The organism is Formosa sediminum, assembly GCF_007197735.1.
Taxonomy (GTDB): domain Bacteria; phylum Bacteroidota; class Bacteroidia; order Flavobacteriales; family Flavobacteriaceae; genus Formosa; species Formosa sediminum.
Genome location: NZ_CP041637.1, coordinates 1,314,072 through 1,333,785, shown reverse-complemented (window position 1 = coordinate 1,333,785; position 19,714 = coordinate 1,314,072). Strand labels below are relative to the sequence as shown.

The 19,714-nt window shown below is 33.1% G+C and carries 22 protein-coding genes; 12 read left to right on the top strand and 10 right to left on the bottom strand.

The genetic code is table 11. From position 1 onward, the window contains the following. Positions 1-726: a polyprenol monophosphomannose synthase gene (locus FNB79_RS05820; protein ID WP_143380417.1), complete on the bottom strand. Its 726-nt coding sequence runs from the start codon at positions 724-726 to the stop codon at positions 1-3. Positions 727-835: 109 nt separating this feature from the next. Here FNB79_RS05820 and FNB79_RS05815 point away from each other — a divergent pair, with 109 nt between their 5' ends. Next, entirely contained in the window at positions 836-1,483 is a 648-nt protein-coding gene (locus FNB79_RS05815) for a DUF4271 domain-containing protein (protein WP_143380416.1), read from the top strand. Positions 1,484-1,506: 23 nt separating this feature from the next. Beyond that, positions 1,507-2,256, top strand: a complete 750-nt coding sequence (locus FNB79_RS05810; RefSeq protein ID WP_143380415.1) for a uroporphyrinogen-III synthase — start codon at positions 1,507-1,509, stop codon at positions 2,254-2,256. 81 nt (positions 2,257-2,337) lie between these two features. Here the strand turns inward: FNB79_RS05810 and pckA are convergent, their stop codons facing one another. Beyond that, positions 2,338-3,954, bottom strand: a complete 1,617-nt coding sequence (gene pckA / locus FNB79_RS05805; RefSeq protein WP_143380414.1) for a phosphoenolpyruvate carboxykinase (ATP) — start codon at positions 3,952-3,954, stop codon at positions 2,338-2,340. 103 nt (positions 3,955-4,057) lie between these two features. Continuing rightward, complete coding sequence (locus FNB79_RS05800; RefSeq protein WP_143380413.1) at positions 4,058-4,450, bottom strand: DUF423 domain-containing protein; 393 nt, start codon at positions 4,448-4,450, stop codon at positions 4,058-4,060. Between the two features lie 304 nt (positions 4,451-4,754). On the opposite strand from FNB79_RS05800, the gene FNB79_RS05795 reads away from it, so the two are divergent. Further along, positions 4,755-5,225 (top strand): Lrp/AsnC ligand binding domain-containing protein, encoded by a 471-nt coding sequence (locus tag FNB79_RS05795; RefSeq protein WP_143380412.1) that lies wholly within the window; start codon positions 4,755-4,757, stop codon positions 5,223-5,225. A 101-nt stretch (positions 5,226-5,326) separates the two neighbouring features. After that, positions 5,327-5,938, top strand: coding sequence for a superoxide dismutase family protein (locus FNB79_RS05790; protein ID WP_246073335.1), 612 nt, complete (start codon positions 5,327-5,329; stop codon positions 5,936-5,938). Between the two features lie 85 nt (positions 5,939-6,023). Here FNB79_RS05790 and FNB79_RS05785 read toward each other — a convergent pair whose 3' ends face one another. From FNB79_RS05785 to leuS, 3 genes are all read right to left on the bottom strand, one after another. Next, positions 6,024-6,719 carry a zinc metallopeptidase gene (locus FNB79_RS05785; protein ID WP_143380411.1) on the bottom strand — a complete coding sequence of 232 codons (696 nt, stop codon included), beginning with the start codon at positions 6,717-6,719 and terminating at the stop codon, positions 6,024-6,026. 78 nt (positions 6,720-6,797) lie between these two features. After that, complete coding sequence (ald, locus tag FNB79_RS05780) at positions 6,798-7,901, bottom strand: alanine dehydrogenase (RefSeq protein WP_143380410.1); 1,104 nt, start codon at positions 7,899-7,901, stop codon at positions 6,798-6,800. Between the two features lie 159 nt (positions 7,902-8,060). Further along, positions 8,061-10,889 carry a leucine--tRNA ligase gene (gene leuS / locus FNB79_RS05775; protein WP_143380409.1) on the bottom strand — a complete coding sequence of 943 codons (2,829 nt, stop codon included), beginning with the start codon at positions 10,887-10,889 and terminating at the stop codon, positions 8,061-8,063. 126 nt (positions 10,890-11,015) lie between these two features. On the opposite strand from leuS, the gene FNB79_RS05770 reads away from it, so the two are divergent. The 6 genes from FNB79_RS05770 to FNB79_RS05745 all read left to right on the top strand — a co-directional run bounded on the left by FNB79_RS05770 (position 11,016) and on the right by FNB79_RS05745 (position 15,208). Continuing rightward, positions 11,016-11,894, top strand: coding sequence for a cell division protein FtsX (locus FNB79_RS05770; protein ID WP_143380408.1), 879 nt, complete (start codon positions 11,016-11,018; stop codon positions 11,892-11,894). A 1-nt stretch (position 11,895) separates the two neighbouring features. Further along, the gene (locus FNB79_RS05765; RefSeq protein WP_143380407.1) at positions 11,896-12,540 is read left to right on the top strand and encodes a hypothetical protein; all 645 of its coding nucleotides are present in this window, start codon (positions 11,896-11,898) and stop codon (positions 12,538-12,540) included. Between the two features lie 83 nt (positions 12,541-12,623). After that, positions 12,624-12,878 carry a DUF3098 domain-containing protein gene (locus tag FNB79_RS05760; protein WP_143380406.1) on the top strand — a complete coding sequence of 85 codons (255 nt, stop codon included), beginning with the start codon at positions 12,624-12,626 and terminating at the stop codon, positions 12,876-12,878. Then, a complete protein-coding gene (locus FNB79_RS05755; protein WP_143380405.1) occupies positions 12,878-13,672 on the top strand; it encodes an undecaprenyl-diphosphate phosphatase in 795 nt (264 codons plus the stop codon). The genes FNB79_RS05760 and FNB79_RS05755 overlap by 1 nt, the downstream gene beginning before the upstream one ends. A 1-nt stretch (position 13,673) precedes the next feature. Next, positions 13,674-14,369 carry a tRNA pseudouridine(55) synthase TruB gene (gene truB, locus FNB79_RS05750; RefSeq protein ID WP_143380404.1) on the top strand — a complete coding sequence of 232 codons (696 nt, stop codon included), beginning with the start codon at positions 13,674-13,676 and terminating at the stop codon, positions 14,367-14,369. Between the two features lie 53 nt (positions 14,370-14,422). After that, positions 14,423-15,208 (top strand): energy transducer TonB, encoded by a 786-nt coding sequence (locus tag FNB79_RS05745; protein ID WP_246073334.1) that lies wholly within the window; start codon positions 14,423-14,425, stop codon positions 15,206-15,208. Here FNB79_RS05745 and FNB79_RS05740 read toward each other — a convergent pair. After that, entirely contained in the window at positions 15,205-15,825 is a 621-nt protein-coding gene (locus FNB79_RS05740) for a thioredoxin family protein (protein WP_143380403.1), read from the bottom strand. The genes FNB79_RS05745 and FNB79_RS05740 overlap by 4 nt on opposite strands. A gap of 97 nt (positions 15,826-15,922) precedes the next feature. Here FNB79_RS05740 and FNB79_RS05735 point away from each other — a divergent pair, with 97 nt between their 5' ends. After that, positions 15,923-16,486, top strand: coding sequence for a DNA-3-methyladenine glycosylase I (locus FNB79_RS05735; protein ID WP_143380402.1), 564 nt, complete (start codon positions 15,923-15,925; stop codon positions 16,484-16,486). A 7-nt stretch (positions 16,487-16,493) separates the two neighbouring features. On the opposite strand, the gene aat is transcribed toward FNB79_RS05735, so the two are convergent. Then, positions 16,494-17,117 carry a leucyl/phenylalanyl-tRNA--protein transferase gene (gene aat, locus FNB79_RS05730; RefSeq protein WP_143380401.1) on the bottom strand — a complete coding sequence of 208 codons (624 nt, stop codon included), beginning with the start codon at positions 17,115-17,117 and terminating at the stop codon, positions 16,494-16,496. A gap of 100 nt (positions 17,118-17,217) precedes the next feature. Next, positions 17,218-17,592, bottom strand: coding sequence for a DUF3127 domain-containing protein (locus FNB79_RS05725; protein WP_143380400.1), 375 nt, complete (start codon positions 17,590-17,592; stop codon positions 17,218-17,220). A gap of 518 nt (positions 17,593-18,110) precedes the next feature. On the opposite strand from FNB79_RS05725, the gene FNB79_RS05720 reads away from it, so the two are divergent. Then, positions 18,111-19,283, top strand: coding sequence for a sensor histidine kinase (locus FNB79_RS05720; RefSeq protein ID WP_143380399.1), 1,173 nt, complete (start codon positions 18,111-18,113; stop codon positions 19,281-19,283). Here the strand turns inward: FNB79_RS05720 and FNB79_RS05715 are convergent, their stop codons facing one another. Then, entirely contained in the window at positions 19,284-19,673 is a 390-nt protein-coding gene (locus FNB79_RS05715) for an HIT family protein (RefSeq protein WP_143380398.1), read from the bottom strand. Positions 19,674-19,714: the final 41 nt, after the last annotated feature.

The window sequence follows — 19,714 nt, the reverse complement described above, 5'->3', positions numbered from 1 at the left end:
TTACTCTCTTTTAAAAATACTTTTCAATTTCATTGAAATTACACCAAAAATGGCTTCAGAAATTATCCCTGAACTTAATTTCGATTCTCCTTTAGTTCTATCGGTAAAAATTACCGGTACTTCTTCTATTTTAAATTGCTTAATATAAGCTTTAAATTTCATTTCGATTTGAAATGCGTAGCCTACAAATTTAATTTTATCTAAATTAATAGCTTCTAAAACTTCACGTTTATAGCATACAAATCCTGCAGTGGTGTCATGAATTTTCATACCTGTAATAAGACGTACGTATTTAGATGCCATATAAGACATTAATACACGATTCATAGGCCAATTTACTACATTTACGCCTTTTACATATCGAGATCCAATAGACAAATCGGCTCCAGAATTTGCACAAGCGTTATACAAACGTACTAAATCTGTTGGATTATGAGAAAAATCGGCATCCATTTCAAAAATATATTTATAAGTACGTTTTAAACACCATTTAAAACCGTGAATATATGCTGTACCTAAACCCGATTTATCTTGTCTTACTTCTAAAAATAGACGCTCAGGAAAATATGCTTGTAGTGCTTTTACTTTTAAAGCTGTTAAATCTGGCGAATTATCATCGACAACTAAAACATCAAAGTCTTTTTCTTGTGAAAATACGGCTCTAATTATGGCCTCAATATTTTCAATCTCGTTATATGTAGGGATTATGACTATAGAGTCTCTCACTTATTAATTGCTATTAAGTTTACAAATGTACATTATTTAGTAATTTCTTTTTTTAAAATATTTCTTAATAATGCCATGTGACTATTATTATTTTAAATAATTTTGGTGCATGCTTAGAGAAGTCACATATAATGAAATATTTACCATTCTAATTATGGTAGGCTTAATTAGTATTACTATTGCTAAAGCTAAATTTACACATAGATTTAATGATTTAGCAGCCATTTTAACGACATCTAAATATTTTAATATTTATTCTAGAGATCAAAAACTAATTGATTTTTTTGACATTTTACTTTTAACCAATTTTATAATCTCTACAGCAATTTTTACAAGTATTTGCTACAGTACTTTTTTTTCAAACTCACAAATAGAAACTCATTTAATGCTAACTATTACGGTTTGTATAGGAGCTTTTTTATTTTTAAAATTACTTATAGAAAGAGTCATTGCAAATATTTTTAATATTGATGAGATTATTGAGCATTACATTTTTCAGAAGAAAACATATAAGAATTACTTTGGGATGTTTTTTATTCCTATAAATGCATTTTTAATTTATAGTGTAACTCCATCAAAAACAATTTTGTATGTGGTATTTTCCATATTCCTAATTATTTTAGTCTTACGTTTATCAACTTCATTAAAACGTTATCAAAAACTAATTAAATCTAACCTTTTTTATTTTATTTTATATCTTTGCACTCTCGAAATCGCACCTTATATAATTTTGTATAAATTAATTACATCATATTAGGGTCAACTTAATAAAAAACGCTCATGAAAGTGAAAACAATTTTAGTCTCTCAGCCAGAACCTAAAATAGAAAATTCTCCATATTTTGATCTTCAAGAAAAGCAAAAAGTAAAAATTGATTTCCGACCTTTTATTCACGTAGAAGGAGTTCCAGCAAAAGAAATTAGACAGCAAAAAGTAGACTTAAACAACTACACTGCTATTATTTTAACTAGCCGTAATGCGGTAGATCACTTTTTTAGAGTTGCAGAAGAAATGCGTTTTAAAGTCCCAGATTCAATGAAATATTTCTGCCAATCTGAAGCCGTAGCGTATTACCTTCAAAAATATGTGGTTTACAGAAAAAGGAAAATATATGTAGGAAAACGTACATTTTCTGAATTAACACCTCTTATTAAAAAGTATAAGGACGAAAAATTTTTATTACCTACAACAGACAAACTAAAACCTGAAGTGCCGCAAATCTTAAATGGTTTAGGTATTAATTGGAAAGAAGCTGTATTTTACAGAACTGTAATTAGCGACTTATCTGATTTAGCAGATGTTTTATACGATGTTTTAGTGTTCTTTAGCCCTTCTGGTATTGAATCTTTATTTCACAACTTCCCTGATTTTAAACAAAACGATACGCGTATAGCAGTATTTGGAAATACAACTATTAAGGCTGTTGAAGAAAAAGGATTACGTGTAGATATTGCTGCACCTACTAAAGAAACACCATCTATGACTATGGCTTTAGAAAAATACATTGAAAAAGTAAATAAAGGAAAATAACACCCTTATATAAATTACGAAAGGCGATTCTGTAATAAGAATCGCCTTTTTTGGTTTAAAAGAAATTAGGACAATTATATATTATGGGTTGTAACGTTGCGGACCGCCACGTCTAATTTCTTCGCTAGCAATACTTTCAAATTGTTCAAAGTTTTTTCTAAAAGCATTAGATAATTTAAATGCTGTTTTATAATATGCTTCATCATTATTCCAAGTAGCTCTCGGACTTAAAACCGATGTTGGGACACTAGGACAAGTTCGTGGCTGTGCTACTCCAAACACAGAATGAATATGATAATCATGATGCGTATATAACCCTAAATCTCCATTTAGTACTGCATTAATCATTGCACGCGTATATTTTAATTTCATACGTGTACCTATACCATAAGGACCACCAGTCCAACCTGTATTTATAAGCCAAACATTTACACCAGCTTCCTTCATTTTATTACTTAACATTTCTGCATACTTTGCAGGATGCAAAGGCATAAATGGCGCTCCAAAACAAGCAGAAAAGGATGGTACAGGCTCTTTAACCCCTGCTTCTGTTCCAGCCACTTTAGCAGTATAACCCGAAATAAAATGATAGGCTGCTTGAGCTGGCGTTAGTTTAGATATTGGAGGTAAAACCCCAAACGCATCTGCAGTTAGGAAAAAAATATTTTTAGGATTTTTACCTATGGATGGCACTTGTATATTTTCTATAAAATTTATAGGGTAACTAACACGTGTGTTTTGAGTGATAGATGTATCTTCAAAATCGACATGCCCTTCTGTATCTAAAACTACATTTTCAAGTATAGCTCCAGGTTTAATGGCATTATAGATATCTGGTTCGTTTTCTTTACATAGGTTTATTACCTTTGCATAGCAACCGCCTTCAAAATTAAACACAGTATTTTCGTTAGTCCAACCGTGCTCATCATCACCTATTAATTTTCGATTAGGATCGGCTGAAAGTGTTGTTTTTCCTGTCCCCGATAATCCAAAGAAAATAGCGGTATCTCCTTGCTCTCCCACATTTGCACTACAGTGCATAGGCAACGTATTTTTAAAGACAGGAAGGATAAAGTTTAAAGCCGAAAAAATTCCTTTTTTAATTTCTCCAGTATATCCTGTACCACCAATTAAAGCTATTTTTTTGGTGAAATTTAGAATTGCGAAATTATGCTGGCGGGTACCATCTTCTGCAGGTACGGCCATAAAACTAGGCGCACATACAATACTCCATTCTGGTTTAAAATTCTCTAATTCTAGGGCAGAAGGTCTTAAAAACATATTATACGCAAACATATTACTCCAAGGCGTTTCTGTAATTACACGTATATTTAATTTGTAATTTGGATCTGCACAAGCATAACTATCTCTAACAAAAACCTCTTTATTAGACAAATATTCGGTTACCTTATTATACAAAGCATCAAATTTCTCTGGAGCAAATGGAATATTGACTTCTCCCCACCAAACTCGATCTTTAGTTATATCATCCTTAACAATAAAACGATCTTTAGGCGATCGTCCCGTAAACTCTCCAGTATTAATTGCTAAAGCTCCGCTGGACGCTTCTACACCTTGTCCTTTATCAATTGTAATTTGGTGCAGTTCTTCTGAAGGCAATTGATACTTAACATCTGCATTTTTGATTCCGTAAGATTCTAGCGAAATCGTTTTCGTAGTTTGAATATTATCTACCATAATATGACTTGTTTTGCAGTACAACTCTCAAAATTTTATTTAGTACATTACCATATAAAATTTTGAGACTTGTACTTATTAACTTGAGTTATGTGTTATATATTTAATTATCTTGTTTGGAATTAAAACAAGACAATATCATAACCAACCAACCTAGTATCATGAGTACTCCTCCTATAGGTGTTACAAAACCTATGCTTTTAAAATTAAAAGCAGAAAGAGTATTTGTTGCTAATCCGTAAATAGAACCAGAAAACAAAATAACCCCTAATAATACCAAATAAAAAACAACTGTTTTTTTAGCTTTAGATAACATGTTTGTACTTCCTACAAACACTAAAAATAATGCGTGGTACATTTGGTAACGCACACCTGTTTCAAAAGTTTGCAAAGATTCAACTGTTAGTAAAGGTTTTAATCCGTGAGCTGCAAATGCTCCTATACCTACACTTAAACATCCTAAAACACCACCAGTAATTACTATTTTTTTATCCATAAACTAATGACTAAAAACATCTTATTTTTTCAATTTTGTTCTTACAAAGAACTTTTGAATAATTAATATATCAGTAAATTAATTTCTATTATAAAGTTCGGAAATTTTAGTGACTTTAACTATTAAAAATGCATTAAATACTTTGTTTAAACCTGTATTTTTAACACTCTGAAAGAAATTAATTACAAAGCACAAAACTCATTCAATTAATAAGGTAAAAAGTTTAAAACTTAATTAATTTATAAGATCGCTTTCTGCATTACAGACTTTTGTTACTTTTATATTTTACTAATACGAATAATTGATGAAAATTTCTAATCAAAATATTGAAATCGATGGTATAGACAAGGAAATTCTTCGTGCTTTAATGGAAGATGCCAGAACTCCTATACTAGAAATTGCCAGAAGTGTAGGTATTTCTGGAGCAGCAATTCATCAGCGCTTACGTAAATTAGAAAAATCTGGATTAATATCGGGTTCTAAATTTACAATTAATCCTAAAGTATTAGGATATACTACTATGGCATTTATAGGTATTTACTTAGATAAAGCCATGAGTAATCCCGAAGCTGTTAAACAGCTAAAAAAAATTCCTGAAGTTATAGAATGTCATTACACAACGGGTAATTGGAGTATTTTTATTAAAATTCTTTGCCGTGACAACGAACACCTTATGCAGCTTCTAAATAAAGATATCCAATCTATTGTAGGGGTTTCTAGAACTGAAACTTTTATCTCGCTTCAGCAACAAATAGATAGACAAATTCCAATTTAATGGTTTTGCTTTTATTATTTGAGTTAGTTTTTTAAGCTTTTCCATTAATTTTTACTGTGTTGTTTTTTTAATTTCGAATTAAATAATTAAAAATCAACATTATGACATTCAAACATTTTACATGGATCGCCTTATGCTTTCTAGCTTTTTCAGCTTGCGATCAAAAGAAAAAAGAAAATCATCCAATGTCTGATCCTACCCATACACCTAATACAGACAGTATTAGTACATATAATACTACAGAGACGGAAATGGATAGCACAAATCAAATTAAAGTAACATTACAAGCTAAAAGTGATAGTAAAGTTTCTGGTACAGTGGTATTTACCGAAATAAATAATACGGTTAAAATGTTAGCAGAATTAGAAGGCTTGAACCCAAAAACGGTTCATGCTATACATTTACATGAAAAAGCCGACTGCTCGTCACATGATGCGAAGTCGTCTGGAGGACACTGGAATCCTACCAATACTAAACACGGAAAATGGGGAGACGATCAAGGTTACCACCGTGGAGATATTGGAAATTTTACTACCGACGAAAATGGTAAAGCAACAGTAAATTTCAGTACCGATGAATGGTGCATTAAATGCCAAGATACCACTAGGACTATAACAGGACGCGGTATTATTATTCATGAAGGTACAGACGATTATACCACGCAACCAACAGGAGATGCAGGTAAACGTATTGCTTGTGGTGCTATAAAATAATTAGCACCTCCCAAACATTTAATAGCATCAAACAAAAAGGTCCAACTACACAGTTAGACCTTTTTTATTATTAGTACTTTAATATTTAATTTCTGTTTCCTAAAATTTGCATGGCCCAATATAATAAAGAGGCTAAAGCACCTAAAGCAGCTACTAAATATGTTCTTGCAGCCCATTTAAGAGCATCTTCTGCACCATCATATTCATTAGGAGCAAGCATATTTTTATTTTTTAACCAAGCCAAAGCTCTATTACTCGCATCATATTCTACTGGTAACGTTATAAAACTAAATAGAGTTGCAATACCCATCATTAATAAACCTACAATAGACACCCAAAACCCTATACCTGCACCAGAGGCAGCTCCTAAAACTAAACCTCCAAATACCAACCATTGTGACATTTTAGAAAATATATTAACAGCTGGAACTAATTGAGAGCGCATAGTTAACCAACTATATGCTTGAGCATGCTGAACTGCATGACCACATTCGTGAGCTGCAACAGCTGCTGCCGCGGCATTAGCATGTAAATACACCGACTCGCTTAAATTTACCGTTTTGTTTGCTGGATTGTAATGGTCTGTTAATTGTCCTGGGGTAGAAATAACTCGAACATCGCGAATACCATTATCCGCTAGCATTTTTTCAGCAATTTCTTTACCAGTCATGCCATTTCTTAAATGTACTTTAGAGTAGGTCTTAAATTTAGATTTAAGCTTATTACTCACCAACCAACTTACTAAGGCAATAGCTCCTATAAGGATATAATATGTATACATCTTTTAATTTTTATGATTAAATTTACTATAATATAGCAAATAATAAGCCAAATTAAAATTAAGAAATTTTGTCAGGGCTTAAGCATAATATTCTACACCCCATTCAAACGCTTCTGTAATTTCTTTGTATACAATTTTACCATTTACAATGTTTAATCCGTACGCTAAAGATGCATCTTCGGCACAAGCTTTTTCCCATCCCTTATTAGCTAATTTTAATACATAAGGTAAAGTTACATTTGTTAATGCTAAAGTAGATGTATAAGGTACAGCGCCCGGCATATTTGCAACACAATAGTGTACAATATCATCTATTATAAAAGTTGGGTCTTCGTGCGTCGTTGCTTTAGTCGTTTCCATGCATCCACCCTGGTCTACAGCGACATCAACCAACACCGTTCCTGGTCGCATATCTTTTAACATTGCTCTTGTAATTAATTTAGGTGCTTTACCTCCTTTTAGAAGCACACCTCCAATAATTAAATCGTGTGTTTGAATGTGTTTTTTAATATTATATACACTAGAATATTCGGTTACCACATGGCTTGGCATAATATCGTTAACGTAGCGTAAACGTTTCATATTAACATCCATAATGGTTACATGTGCGCCTAATCCAGCGGCCATTTTGGCGGCTTGTACGCCTACAACTCCAGCACCCAAAATTAACACTTTTCCGGGTGTAACACCAGGTACACCACCTAATAAGATACCACGACCTTTAATAGGTTTTTCTAAATATTTAGCTCCTTGCTGAATGGCCATTCTACCTGCAACTTCAGACATTGGTGTTAGTAAAGGCAAGGTTCCATCTTCATCTTCAACAGTCTCATAAGCAATACAAACCGCATTACTTTTTAACATCGCTAAGGTTAATGCTTCACTAGACGCAAAATGAAAATAGGTAAATACGATTTGATTGGGCTGAATTAAATCATATTCTTCTTGTATAGGTTCTTTCACTTTAACTATCATATCGCTAGACTGATAAACATCTTGAATAGTTTCTAAAATGATGGCGCCAGCTTCCTGATACACCTCATCAAAAAAACCACTACCTTCTCCCGCTGTAGATTGCACATAAACGGTATGACCTTGATTAACTAATTCGAAAACTCCTGCCGGAGTCATCCCTACGCGATTCTCGTTGTTTTTAATTTCTTTTGGAACACCAATTTTCATGATAAATATATTTTATCACCCAAAATTCGTATTTTTTATCGAGACCCCCATAAAAAAGAAGGGTCAAGTTAAAATATTTACACATTTACAACATTGACCCCTTAAAAAATAAGGGTTAAAAACTTTTTAACCCTTATTTTTTAATAAGATAATTTAAATTTACCCAACAATATTTATAATTTTTCCTGGCACTACAATTACCTTTTTAGGAGTACGCCCTTGTAATTGCTCTTGGGTTTTCTCGTGAGCCATTACTATTTTCTCTAATTCGTCTTTAGATAAATCTAGAGATAACTCTAGAGTGAAACGCATTTTCCCGTTAAAAGATATAGGGTATACTTTACTACTCTCTACCAACTGACTCGCATCAAACTCTGGGAAAGGTGCTTCAGAAATAGATTCTGAATTCCCTAACTGACTCCATAATTCTTCTGCAATATGTGGCGCATAAGGCGATAACAAGATTAAAAACGGCTCTAATACCGATTTACTTACACATTTTTGTGCATTAAACTCGTTTACCGCAATCATAAACGTAGATACCGACGTATTAAAAGAGAAATTCTCGATGTCTTCTTGTACCTTTTTAATGGTTTTATGAAGCGTTTTAAGGTTGTCTTTTGTTGGCTCTACATCAGTTACATTTAAACCATCTTCACCAACATATAGCTTCCAAACTTTTTTAAGGAATCCATCTACTCCTGTAATTCCGGCTGTATTCCAAGGTTTCGCTTGCTCTAATGGCCCTAAGAACATTTCGTAAAGTCTTAAACTATCTGCGCCGTAATCCACACAAATCTGGTCTGGGTTAACCACATTGTATTTAGATTTCGACATTTTTTCGACTTCGCGACCTACTTTGTACACATCATCTTCTAAAATAAATTCAGCATCTTTAAAATCTTCTCCAAATTCACCATCAGTTTTTAATCCATCAATATCTAATTCATCTGAAGCATTTACATATTGTACTTTTACATGTATAGGCGTCACCTTTTTTCCTTCAATTAAACCATGAGAAAGGTAAGTATTTGTTCCTTCTTCACGATATACAAAAGCACTAGTCCCCAAAATCATCCCTTGGTTAATCAGCTTTTTAAAAGGTTCTTCAATATTTACAAATCCGCGGTCTTTTAAAAATTTCACCCAGAAACGAGAATACAATAAATGCCCAGTGGCATGTTCGCTACCACCAATATATAAATCAACGCTTTCCCAATAGTTAAGCGCCTCTTCGCTAGCAAAGGCATCGCCGCGTTTAGACGCTTCTTCCATATAACGGAAGAAATACCAAGAGCTTCCCGCCCAACCTGGCATAGTGTTTAACTCTAATGGAAATACAGTGGTATTATTTATGTTTTCGTTGCTAACAACGGTATGAGTTTCTGTACACCAAGCCCAAACATCGGCACGACCTAAAGGTGGCTCTCCGGTTTCGGTTGGTAAATATTTTTCTACTTCTGGCAAACGAATTGGTAAATGTTCGGTTGCAATCATTTGTGGTTTTCCATTTACATAATACACCGGAAATGGCTCTCCCCAATAGCGCTGACGACTAAACACGGCATCGCGTAAACGGTAGTTTGTTTTTCCTTCTCCTTGCCCAAGTGATTCTAATTCGGCAATTACTTTTTTGGTTGCTTCTTTATACGCCAATCCGTTTAAAAAATCACTATTTGTAAGTTTTGTGTTTCCTTTTTCCCCGAAAGCAGCTTCAGAAATATCTACGCCTTCAAAAATATTTGGAATAGCGATATCAAAATGTTTTGCGAAATCGTAATCACGTTGGTCACCACAAGGTACCGCCATAACAGCTCCTGTACCGTAGCTCGCTAACACGTAATCTCCAATCCAAATCGCAATAGGTTCTTTAGTAAACGGATGCTCGGCATAGGCTCCTGTAAACACACCCGAAATGGTTTTTACATCGGCCATACGCTCGCGCTCGCTACGTTTAGCTGTTTTTTCAATATAAGCTTCTACAGCCTCTTTTTGGTCGGCCGTTACAATTTTAGACACCAATTCGTGCTCTGGTGCCAAGGTCATGAAACTCACACCAAAAATCGTATCGGGACGTGTAGTAAATACCTCAATTTTATCGTCGTAGCCTTTTACATTAAAGGTTACCGAAGCACCAACCGATTTTCCAATCCAGTTGCGCTGACTTTCTTTCAACGAATCCGTCCAGTCAATATCATTTAAGCCTTGAAGTAAACGCTCTGCATAAGCAGAAATACGCATGCTCCATTGGGTCATTTTTTTTCGAATTACAGGATATCCTCCACGCTCAGACACGCCATTTACAATCTCGTCGTTTGCTAAAACGGTTCCTAATTCTGGGCACCAATTTACTTCAGTTTCTGCCAAATAGGTTAAACGGTATTGTAATAAAACAGCTTGTTTTTTATCTGCAGAAAATCCGTTCCAATCTTCTGCTGTAAACGCTTCAACATTATCGTCGCATACCGCATTTACAGTAGCATTACCTTCTTTAGAAAAAAGAGTTTCTAAAGTTGAAATTGCTTCGGCTTTAGCAGTATCGTTATTAAACCAAGAATTGAACAACTGAATAAAAATCCATTGTGTCCATTTATAATATTCCGGATTCGAGGTACGCACTTCGCGAGACCAATCGAACGAAAATCCAATCTTATCTAATTGTCTACGGTAGGTTGCAATATTAGTCTCGGTAGTAATTGCAGGGTGCTGCCCTGTTTGTATGGCATATTGCTCTGCCGGTAAACCAAAGCTATCGTAACCTTGTGGGTGCAATACATTAAACCCTTTATGACGTTTATAACGGGCATAAATATCTGAAGCAATATATCCTAACGGATGCCCTACGTGCAATCCTGCTCCCGAAGGATAAGGAAACATGTCGAGTACATAATATTTAGGTTTTTCAGATTGATTTTTGGCTTGAAACGTTTTGTGTTCTGCCCAATATTTTTGCCATTTGGCTTCTATGTCGTTAAAATTATAAGTCATCTTTGTGAATTCGGCTTAATAAAGCCGCAAATTTAAGCTTAATATAACAATGTTGAAAGTTTAAACGTTGTTATCCTAAAGGAAATAGATTTCTTTTATATTTTTACAAACAAATTTACACCTTATATGAGCTCATCTTTTGAAAACTATCAAAAACGCCGATTAATATCGTCTTATTTTTCTGTGGTATTGAGTATTGCTTTAGTATTATTTTTACTTGGTTTACTAGGTATGCTTGTACTGAACACCAAAAAACTTGCCGACCATTTTAAGGAGCAAGTTGTGGTAACTATTTATTTAAAAGATACTGCCAAAGAGGTGGAAACCAAACAGCTTGAAAAAAGCCTAACTATGGCCGATTATGTTAAGACTACCGAATATGTATCTAAGGAGCAAGCTGCAGAATTTATGAAAGCTGAAAACGGTGAAGATTTTATGAACTTTTTAGGCTTTAATCCCTTACAAAACTCTATAGATGTACACTTAAAAGCCGATTATGTAACCTCAGAACATTTAAAAACAATATCTGATGAAGCGCTATCTAAAACATTTGTGGACGAAGTACGCTACGATAACGATTTGGTGACATTAATGAATGAAAATGTAAAACGCATTAGTTTCTGGATTTTAGTAGTAAGCGGTATTTTTACATTAATAGCTGTATTATTAATTAACAGTTCGATCAGACTTTCTGTATACTCAAAACGCTTTACCATTAAAACCATGCAAATGGTTGGTGCTACTAAGCATTTTATAAGACGCCCTTTTGTTTGGAAGAGTGTAAAACTTGGCATTATTGGTGCGGTTTTAGCTTTAATTGGTATGGCTATAGTTTTTTATTATTTAAATAAAACCTTCCCAGATTTAGAATTACTAAATAACCCGATTCTTATTGGTGGCTTGTTTGTAACCATATTTATTTTAGGTATAGTAATTACGTGGATTAGTACATTTATTGCGACTCAACGTTTCTTAAATTTAAAAACAGATCAACTCTACTATTAATATGATAAAATCCTTATGTTATACGCTTCTCTTTTTATGCGTATTAAGCTGTAAAAAAGAAGTTAAAAACCTACCAGAAGATTTTGATTTTGGGGAGACCAAAGACTATACATACACCAATCCGTATTTTGGACTATCTTTTCAATATCCAGAAGATTGGACACAACAATCTAAACACAACATAAAGGCAATTACAGATAAAGGTGAAAAATATTTGGCTAGAGAAAACACCAAAATGGGTTCCATCCTAAAAGCATCTCAAGTTAATACGGCGTATTTGTTTTCATTATTTAAGCACCCTTTAAAATCTACTCAAAGTTATAATGCATCTTTATCTGTTGTTGCAGAGAATGTTTCTGGAACACCAACTGTAAAACGTGGTCGTGATTATTTATTTAATTCTAAAGAATTATTAAAGCAAACCCCTGCACAATATCAATTTGAAGAAACTCTAGACACTAAAAAACTTGGAGGTGAAACCTTCGACGTTTTAAGGGCTAAAGCTACATTTGGGGCATATAATGTACAACAAGAATTTTACTGCTTAGTACGTTATGGATTTAGTATATCTTTTATCTTATCGTATACCAACGACCAAGAAAAAGCAGCTTTACATAACATTTTAGATACTGTGATATTAGAGTAATTTTAAAACCACTTTAAGAACTCTTTCTAAATAAAACCTTTAATTTGCAAAGCTTTCTGTTTAAAGCTTAATTACAAATAGATATGGGAGAACAAAAACAAAAAAAACTTTCTGAAAACGAATTTATCTTTGGAAAGAAAAACTATAAATTTATGCTTATTGGATTAGGTGTAATTGCTTTAGGATTTATTTTAATGTCTGGTGGAGGTAGTGACGACCCTAACGTATTTAGTCCAGATATTTTTAGTTTTAGACGTATTAGACTTGCACCAACACTAGTCCTTATCGGTTTCGGGATTCAGATTTATGCTATACTTTTAAATCCGAATAAAAAATAATGGAAACTATAGATGCAATTATCCTTGGCATTATTCAAGGGCTTACCGAATTTTTACCAGTATCCTCTAGTGGACATTTAGAAATTGGTAAAGCCATATTGGGCGACCATTCTGTACCAGAAGAAAGCTTACTTTTTACTGTTGTACTACATTTTGCTACAGCTTTAAGTACCATGGTTATCTTTAGAAAAGATATTTTTGAGCTTATTAAAGGTGCTTTAAAATTTGAGTGGAACGAAGATTTACAATTCATTGCTAAAATTGCACTTTCAATGCTACCAGCGGTAATTATTGGTTTATTTTTTGAAGAACAATTAGAGGCGCTTTTTGGCGGAAACTTACTTTTAGTAGGCGCTATGTTACTAATTACTGCTGTATTACTATTCTTAGCAGACAAAGCTAAAGACACTGGTAAACCGGTAACTTTTATGAATGCGTTTATTATTGGAATTTCTCAAGCAATTGCCATGCTTCCGGGTATTTCAAGATCTGGAGCTACAATTTCGACTTCTGTTTTACTCGGAAACGACAAAACTAAAGCCGCACGTTTTTCGTTTTTAATGGTTGTACCATTAATCTTCGGAAAAATCGCTAAAGACATTTTAGGAGGAGAATTAAATTTAGAAAGCACAAACATTACAGCACTTTCTGCTGGTTTTGTAGCAGCTTTTATATGTGGGCTTTTTGCTTGTACTTGGATGATTTCGTTAGTTAAAAAAAGTAAATTATCATATTTTGCTATTTATTGTGCTATTGTAGGGTGTATTGCCATTGGATATACAGTTTTAAATTAATATGAAGAAAACACTAGACGATTACATAGACGGACAAGTATTACTAATAGACAAACCATTACACTGGACGTCGTTTCAGGCGGTAAATAAACTGCGTTGGGAAATCCGTCAGGCGTTTAATATAAAAAAAATAAAAGTTGGTCATGCCGGCACGTTAGACCCGTTAGCTACTGGATTATTAGTGATTTGCACGGGTAAAATGACTAAGCAAATAGACACTTTTCAAGGGCAGATAAAAGAATACACTGGTACTATTGTATTAGGAAGCACAACACCTTCTTTTGATTTAGAAACCGAAATAAACGAAACCTTTCCTACAGCTCACATTACACCTGAATTAATTCACGCTACAACACAACAATTTATTGGCGAGATACAACAATATCCGCCCGTATTTTCTGCCATTAAAAAAGATGGTAAACGTATGTACGAATTAGCTCGAGCTGGTGTTGCGGTAGATATAAAACCCAGAACCATTCAAATTACTGAATTTGAAATTACCAATATCTCTGATACGAAAGTCGAATTTAGAGTAATTTGTAGCAAAGGCACTTACATACGTTCTTTGGCTAACGATTTTGGTAAAGCTTTAAATTCTGGAGCACACTTAGCTGAACTGTGCCGTACAAGAATTGGCGATTTTAAAGTTAAAGATGCGGTAAGTCCTGAACAGTTTATAGCTCAATTAAAAGACTAAGACTAAAGAAAAAACGTATATTAGTTTTTCTATTTACAATAACACCTACTTTGTTGAAATTAGCAGACACTCATAAAGCAGCTTTAATTACAGCTCTCATTGCAGGCACTGTGCTACTTATTGTTTTTAATATACAGCTTAAAAAAAACGATACTTTACTTTCTGAAACCTTTTACGACTTACAACCCGAACAAGACACAGAAAAGAAACTTGAACAAAAAGAACTTACAAAACAGTCGGACCAAGCAAAAGCAGAAACGAATAAAGCTTTTAATGAAACAGACAATTCCAAACGTTTTGCCAAAGCATACAACCCTATAGCTCCTCCAAAAGACTATGAAAATTCAAGGCTAACTCAAACAGAAGAGATTACAGAAGCTAAGGAACTCATTGAAAACACTAACACGGCATTAACAGACAATGATCATCTTACAGATGAATTATCTGCTTATAATAGTGTAAACAGTATATTAAAAAAAAGAACCCAGAAAAAACAGCAATCTAATGCCTCTAATGGGAACAATTCTAGTAAAAAAATAGGCATGAATGCATCGGTTAATAAGAATAGTAGCATGCATTACTCTTTAAAAGACCGTACTCATGAATATCTGCCTACACCAATTTATCTATGCGAAGCTAGCGGAAAGATTATTATAAACATTACTGTAAATGCCGCAGGAGATGTAACAGACACCTATTTAAATAATGCTTCTACATCAAAAAACGAGTGCTTAATTAGCAGTGCTATAGAGTATGCTAAAAAAGCACGTTTTAATCCAGATGCTTCAAAACCGTCTCAAATAGGTTCAATAACATTTTATTTTGAAGGGAAACACTAATATTTAAGTAGCTCTATTAAATCTGCAATTGTACTTTGCCCCTTATTTAAATTATACCAAGTTTGTAAAGATTCTTTAAATTCTGCTGTTAAAACCCCGTGTTCCGCTTTATAGTCTGCAACTAGTTTTGTTGCTATTGTAGGTCTTGGTCCAAATGTGTTTACAACCTCTCCAGTTGTATTGTCAATCATAATTAATTTTGGAATTGATTTCCCTCCATTAGTTAAAAAAAGATTCATTAATGCATCATGATCGTCACGTAATACAACCCTTAAGTTTATATTATCATTTAATTCTGCTACTTTATTTATTACAGGCATAACGTGTGCAGCATCTCCACACCAGCTTTCTGCAATCACCAACCAGGTAATATCGCCTTTAAAATCTTGAATAGATTTAGTATCTTTTTCTGACACTTTTAAAGTTTTATCCCAACGCTTCATGCGACTTTCATTAACTTTAGTATATCCAACTAAAGCTGCCGTTTGCTCATGACCAGTTGCTCCTCCTGTTTTAGATAATGTTTTAACTAATTCTCTAAACTCTTGATAAGACATAGAGTGATCTAAACCCGATTGAATAATCTCATTTTTTACGATTTGTTGTGTTGCTTCCATATAATACATTAATTTTACCTTACAAATTTACTTCTTAAATGTATTTATTTAGGTAACTGTTGTTACATTAGTAACAATATATTTAAAACCTTACAAGATGGAAATACACAGATGTGGCTGGTGTAAAAATGATGATTTATATGAGGCTTACCATGATTTAGAATGGGGTGTACCCGTAAAAGATGATGCCACTCTCTTTGAGTTTTTAATTCTTGAAACGTTTCAAGCTGGTTTAAGCTGGATTACCATTCTTAGAAAACGTGAAAATTTCAGAAAGGCATTCGATAATTTCGATTATAAAAAAATAGCAAAATACGATGATGCTAAACGCAAAGCCCTAACACAAGATCCAGGAATAGTAAGAAATAAACTTAAAATAAATGCAACCATAAGTAATGCTCAGGCGTTTATTAAAATACAAGAAGAATTTGGAAGTTTTAGCACTTACATTTGGGATTTTGTTAATGGTAAGCCAATAAAAAATAGTTTTAAGAGTTATAAAGATACTCCAGCAAACACACCCTTAAGCGATGCCATAAGTAAAGATTTAAAAAAACGTGGCTTTAAGTTTGTAGGTTCTACAGTTATTTATGCGCATATGCAAGCTACCGGAATGGTAAACGACCATGAAGTAAATTGCTTTAGGTATAATGAAGTTTAAAAATAAATTAAAGATAACTTAAATATGTCGCTCTTGGTATAGAACGTCCTCCTAAGCTTTCTAAATGGTGTGTATAAATTTGGCAATCTATAACTTTATAATTTGTATTTTGAACAAACGTGATAAAAGCTGCTTTACTGGCATTACTTATTTTGGAAAACATGCTTTCACCGCAAAATACATTATTACCTAAATCCAGACCATAAAAACCACCTACAAGTTGTTTATCTTGCCAGACCTCAACAGATTTTGCAAAGCCCATTTCATGTAATTCTATATATGCCTTAGTCATATTATTAGTTATCCACGTACCTTCCTGACCATTACGTTTAATACTTGCGCACGCTTTAATTACATCAGGAAATGCAGTATTTACTGTAACTGTTAAATCACAATTACGTAAAAACTGTCGCATACTTTTAGACACTTTAAGTTCTTCTGGATACAATACAAAACGTGGATCTGGAGACCACCATAAAATAGCTTTATCATCTTCAAACCAAGGGAATATACCACGTTTGTACGCTAATAGTAAGCGGTCTGTAGATAAATCTCCACCAACAGCAATTAATCCTTCCGATGTCGCTTCTTCAATATTAGGAAACTCTATTTTATCATTTAAAAATTTCATGCTCCTAATTTATAAAAAGTATCGATATAAAAATAAAAACCCCAATATCGTTAGATATTGAGGTTAATCACACTTTGAATTAGTCATTGTATACCTTCGACTAGAAAGGTAAATCGTCGTGATCGTCTTCATTTAAGCTAGATGCTGGTTCAAAAGCATCTGCTGGTGGTACTGGAGGAACAGAACCTGAAGCTGCATCTTGTACGGCTTCTATTCTCCAACCTTGAATTGAGTTAAAATATTTAGTTTCTCCTTGAGGATTAACCCATTCTCTACCTCTTAAATTAATACTCACTTTTACGTTTTGTCCTACGCTGTAACTGTTTAGTAAATCTGTTTTATCTTGAACAAATTCTACTAATATATGTTGAGGATATTGTTCTTCGGTTGTAACTACCAATTCTCTTTTTCTAAACCCATTACTACCAAAGGTTTGGGTTTCTCCTATCATTTTTACTTTTCCTTGTACTTCCATTACATTTAATTTCTATTAAAAACTCTCTTTATATTTATGCTTTAAGATAAAAAAACTTTTGTTTCAATTTTAACTCATTATAAAATTAAAACGGTGGTTTTATTCTTCTTATTCATTAACGCCATGCTCACATTCAGTACAATTTTAAGGCATCTGTTTTATTAAGTCGTAATTTACAATAATAATTACAACCTAATTAAAGATTTTCTCTTACACACCTATGATTTTCTGAATTATTTTGAATGAATCTTTTGCCTAAAACATCAAAATTGATAGATTTTACGACCTATATTAAAAACTAAATAGTAATATAATCTAACATTCTTCTACCTTTTCACTCTATACTTAAGCATTTAACAGCAATAAAATTAATTACTTAAGTTCAAAATCACATCAGTTTACCTTTTTAATACGCTACAAAGGTAACTATTCTATTAAATAACAAAAAATGATTTGACCACTTGATTGCACAATATTATTAACAGATTTGCATTATATTACCATTAAAAATAGTTTCCATGCTTTTTACCAAACATAAAAACGTTATCCGTTGGATATTTATTGGATTTTCGTTTGTAATTATCTCTTTAATTTTATGGAATACCTATATGTTTTTTCAGAGTTTTAAAGCTGAAGAACGTATAAAGATGGAAAATTGGTCTGCTGCACAGCGCGATTTAATAAAAAGCACAAATTTAGATGGAGACATAGGCGAATTACCTCTCCAAATTTTACAAAGCAATACCACCACACCAATGATAATGGTAGATTTAGATGGTAATATTGAGCATAATAATTTAGACGAAACCAAAATTGAAGATGACGATTATATTAACGAGCTTATTTTAGATTTTGAACAAGAAAATAAACCTATTGAAATTATTTACGACGGACGCGTTTTAAACACTTTATATTATGGCAACTCGCCATTATTAAACAAATTAAAGTATTACCCAATAGCTTTTGTTCTCATTCTGGTATTATTTGCAGGATTAGTGTACAGTTTCTATCGCAGTACAAAAATTGCTACACAAAATAAATTATGGTCTGGAATGGCTAAAGAAACGGCACACCAAATTGGCACACCATTATCGTCTTTAATTGGCTGGACAGAAATTTTAAAAATTGAAGAAATTAATCCCGAATATATTACAGAAATTGAAAAAGATATTAGCCGGCTAGAAACCATTACAGAACGATTTAGCAAAATTGGTTCTATCCCAACATTAGAACCTACCAATGTAGTGAGAGCCACTATTGATGCGTATGATTACTTAAAATCAAGATCGTCTAAATTAATTGAATTTAGTATAGACATTCCAAATACAGAAGTACCAGTTTTACTAAATCCACAATTATATAGTTGGACTATTGAAAATTTGGTTAAAAATGCTATTGATGCTATGAAAGGTAGAGGAAAAATAGCTGTGAGAATTGAACCTAACGATCATGATGTAAAAATCTTTGTCTCAGACACAGGAAAAGGGCTACATAAAAATCAATTTAACAAGATCTTTGAACCCGGATTTACTACAAAAAAAAGAGGATGGGGACTTGGGTTGTCTTTAGCTAAACGTATAATTGAAGATTTTCATGACGGGAAAATAAAGATATCTCATTCCGAAATTGGTAAAGGAACCACTATGCAAATCACTTTAAAATTGAATAAACATAATGTACGTAAAGTTTAATTACATGGCCTTACCAATTGCATTTGCAATGTTCTCAAACTCGTCTTTTGTAAGCGTTACTTTCTTAGAAAACACAGCGTCTTCCATTGTATTTAACGGAATTAAATGTACATGAGCATGGGGTACTTCTAGACCAATAACAGTCATACCAACGCGCTTACATGGCACAGTTTTTTCTAAAGCAATGGCTACTTTTTTTGAAAACTTCATCAATTCTATATACAGCGCATCATCTAAATCAAATATTTTATCTACTTCTTGCTTAGGGATACATAATGTATGTCCTTTGGCATTAGGATTTATATCCAAAAAAGCTAAAAAATCTTCGGTTTCTGCAACCTTGTAACATGGAATTTCGCCTGAAATGATTTTGCTAAAAATAGAAGCCATAATATTATATTTTTAAGTAAATATAAAAAAGATTCCTAAAG

Bases quoted from the DNA above. Each gene is read 5' to 3' on its own strand.
- FNB79_RS05815 (WP_143380416.1), top strand. From the start codon at position 836: ATGCTTAGAGAAGTCACATATAATGAAATATTTACCATTCTAATTATG.
- FNB79_RS05810 (WP_143380415.1), top strand. From the start codon at position 1,507: ATGAAAGTGAAAACAATTTTAGTCTCTCAGCCAGAACCTAAAATAGAA.
- pckA (WP_143380414.1), bottom strand. From the start codon at position 3,954: ATGGTAGATAATATTCAAACTACGAAAACGATTTCGCTAGAATCTTAC.
- FNB79_RS05800 (WP_143380413.1), bottom strand. From the start codon at position 4,450: ATGGATAAAAAAATAGTAATTACTGGTGGTGTTTTAGGATGTTTAAGT.
- FNB79_RS05795 (WP_143380412.1), top strand. From the start codon at position 4,755: ATGAAAATTTCTAATCAAAATATTGAAATCGATGGTATAGACAAGGAA.
- FNB79_RS05790 (WP_246073335.1), top strand. From the start codon at position 5,327: ATGACATTCAAACATTTTACATGGATCGCCTTATGCTTTCTAGCTTTT.
- FNB79_RS05785 (WP_143380411.1), bottom strand. From the start codon at position 6,719: ATGTATACATATTATATCCTTATAGGAGCTATTGCCTTAGTAAGTTGG.
- ald (WP_143380410.1), bottom strand. From the start codon at position 7,901: ATGAAAATTGGTGTTCCAAAAGAAATTAAAAACAACGAGAATCGCGTA.
- leuS (WP_143380409.1), bottom strand. From the start codon at position 10,889: ATGACTTATAATTTTAACGACATAGAAGCCAAATGGCAAAAATATTGG.
- FNB79_RS05770 (WP_143380408.1), top strand. From the start codon at position 11,016: ATGAGCTCATCTTTTGAAAACTATCAAAAACGCCGATTAATATCGTCT.
- FNB79_RS05765 (WP_143380407.1), top strand. From the start codon at position 11,896: ATGATAAAATCCTTATGTTATACGCTTCTCTTTTTATGCGTATTAAGC.
- FNB79_RS05760 (WP_143380406.1), top strand. From the start codon at position 12,624: ATGGGAGAACAAAAACAAAAAAAACTTTCTGAAAACGAATTTATCTTT.
- FNB79_RS05755 (WP_143380405.1), top strand. From the start codon at position 12,878: ATGGAAACTATAGATGCAATTATCCTTGGCATTATTCAAGGGCTTACC.
- truB (WP_143380404.1), top strand. From the start codon at position 13,674: ATGAAGAAAACACTAGACGATTACATAGACGGACAAGTATTACTAATA.
- FNB79_RS05740 (WP_143380403.1), bottom strand. From the start codon at position 15,825: ATGGAAGCAACACAACAAATCGTAAAAAATGAGATTATTCAATCGGGT.
- FNB79_RS05735 (WP_143380402.1), top strand. From the start codon at position 15,923: ATGGAAATACACAGATGTGGCTGGTGTAAAAATGATGATTTATATGAG.
- aat (WP_143380401.1), bottom strand. From the start codon at position 17,117: ATGAAATTTTTAAATGATAAAATAGAGTTTCCTAATATTGAAGAAGCG.
- FNB79_RS05725 (WP_143380400.1), bottom strand. From the start codon at position 17,592: ATGGAAGTACAAGGAAAAGTAAAAATGATAGGAGAAACCCAAACCTTT.
- FNB79_RS05720 (WP_143380399.1), top strand. From the start codon at position 18,111: ATGCTTTTTACCAAACATAAAAACGTTATCCGTTGGATATTTATTGGA.
- FNB79_RS05715 (WP_143380398.1), bottom strand. From the start codon at position 19,673: ATGGCTTCTATTTTTAGCAAAATCATTTCAGGCGAAATTCCATGTTAC.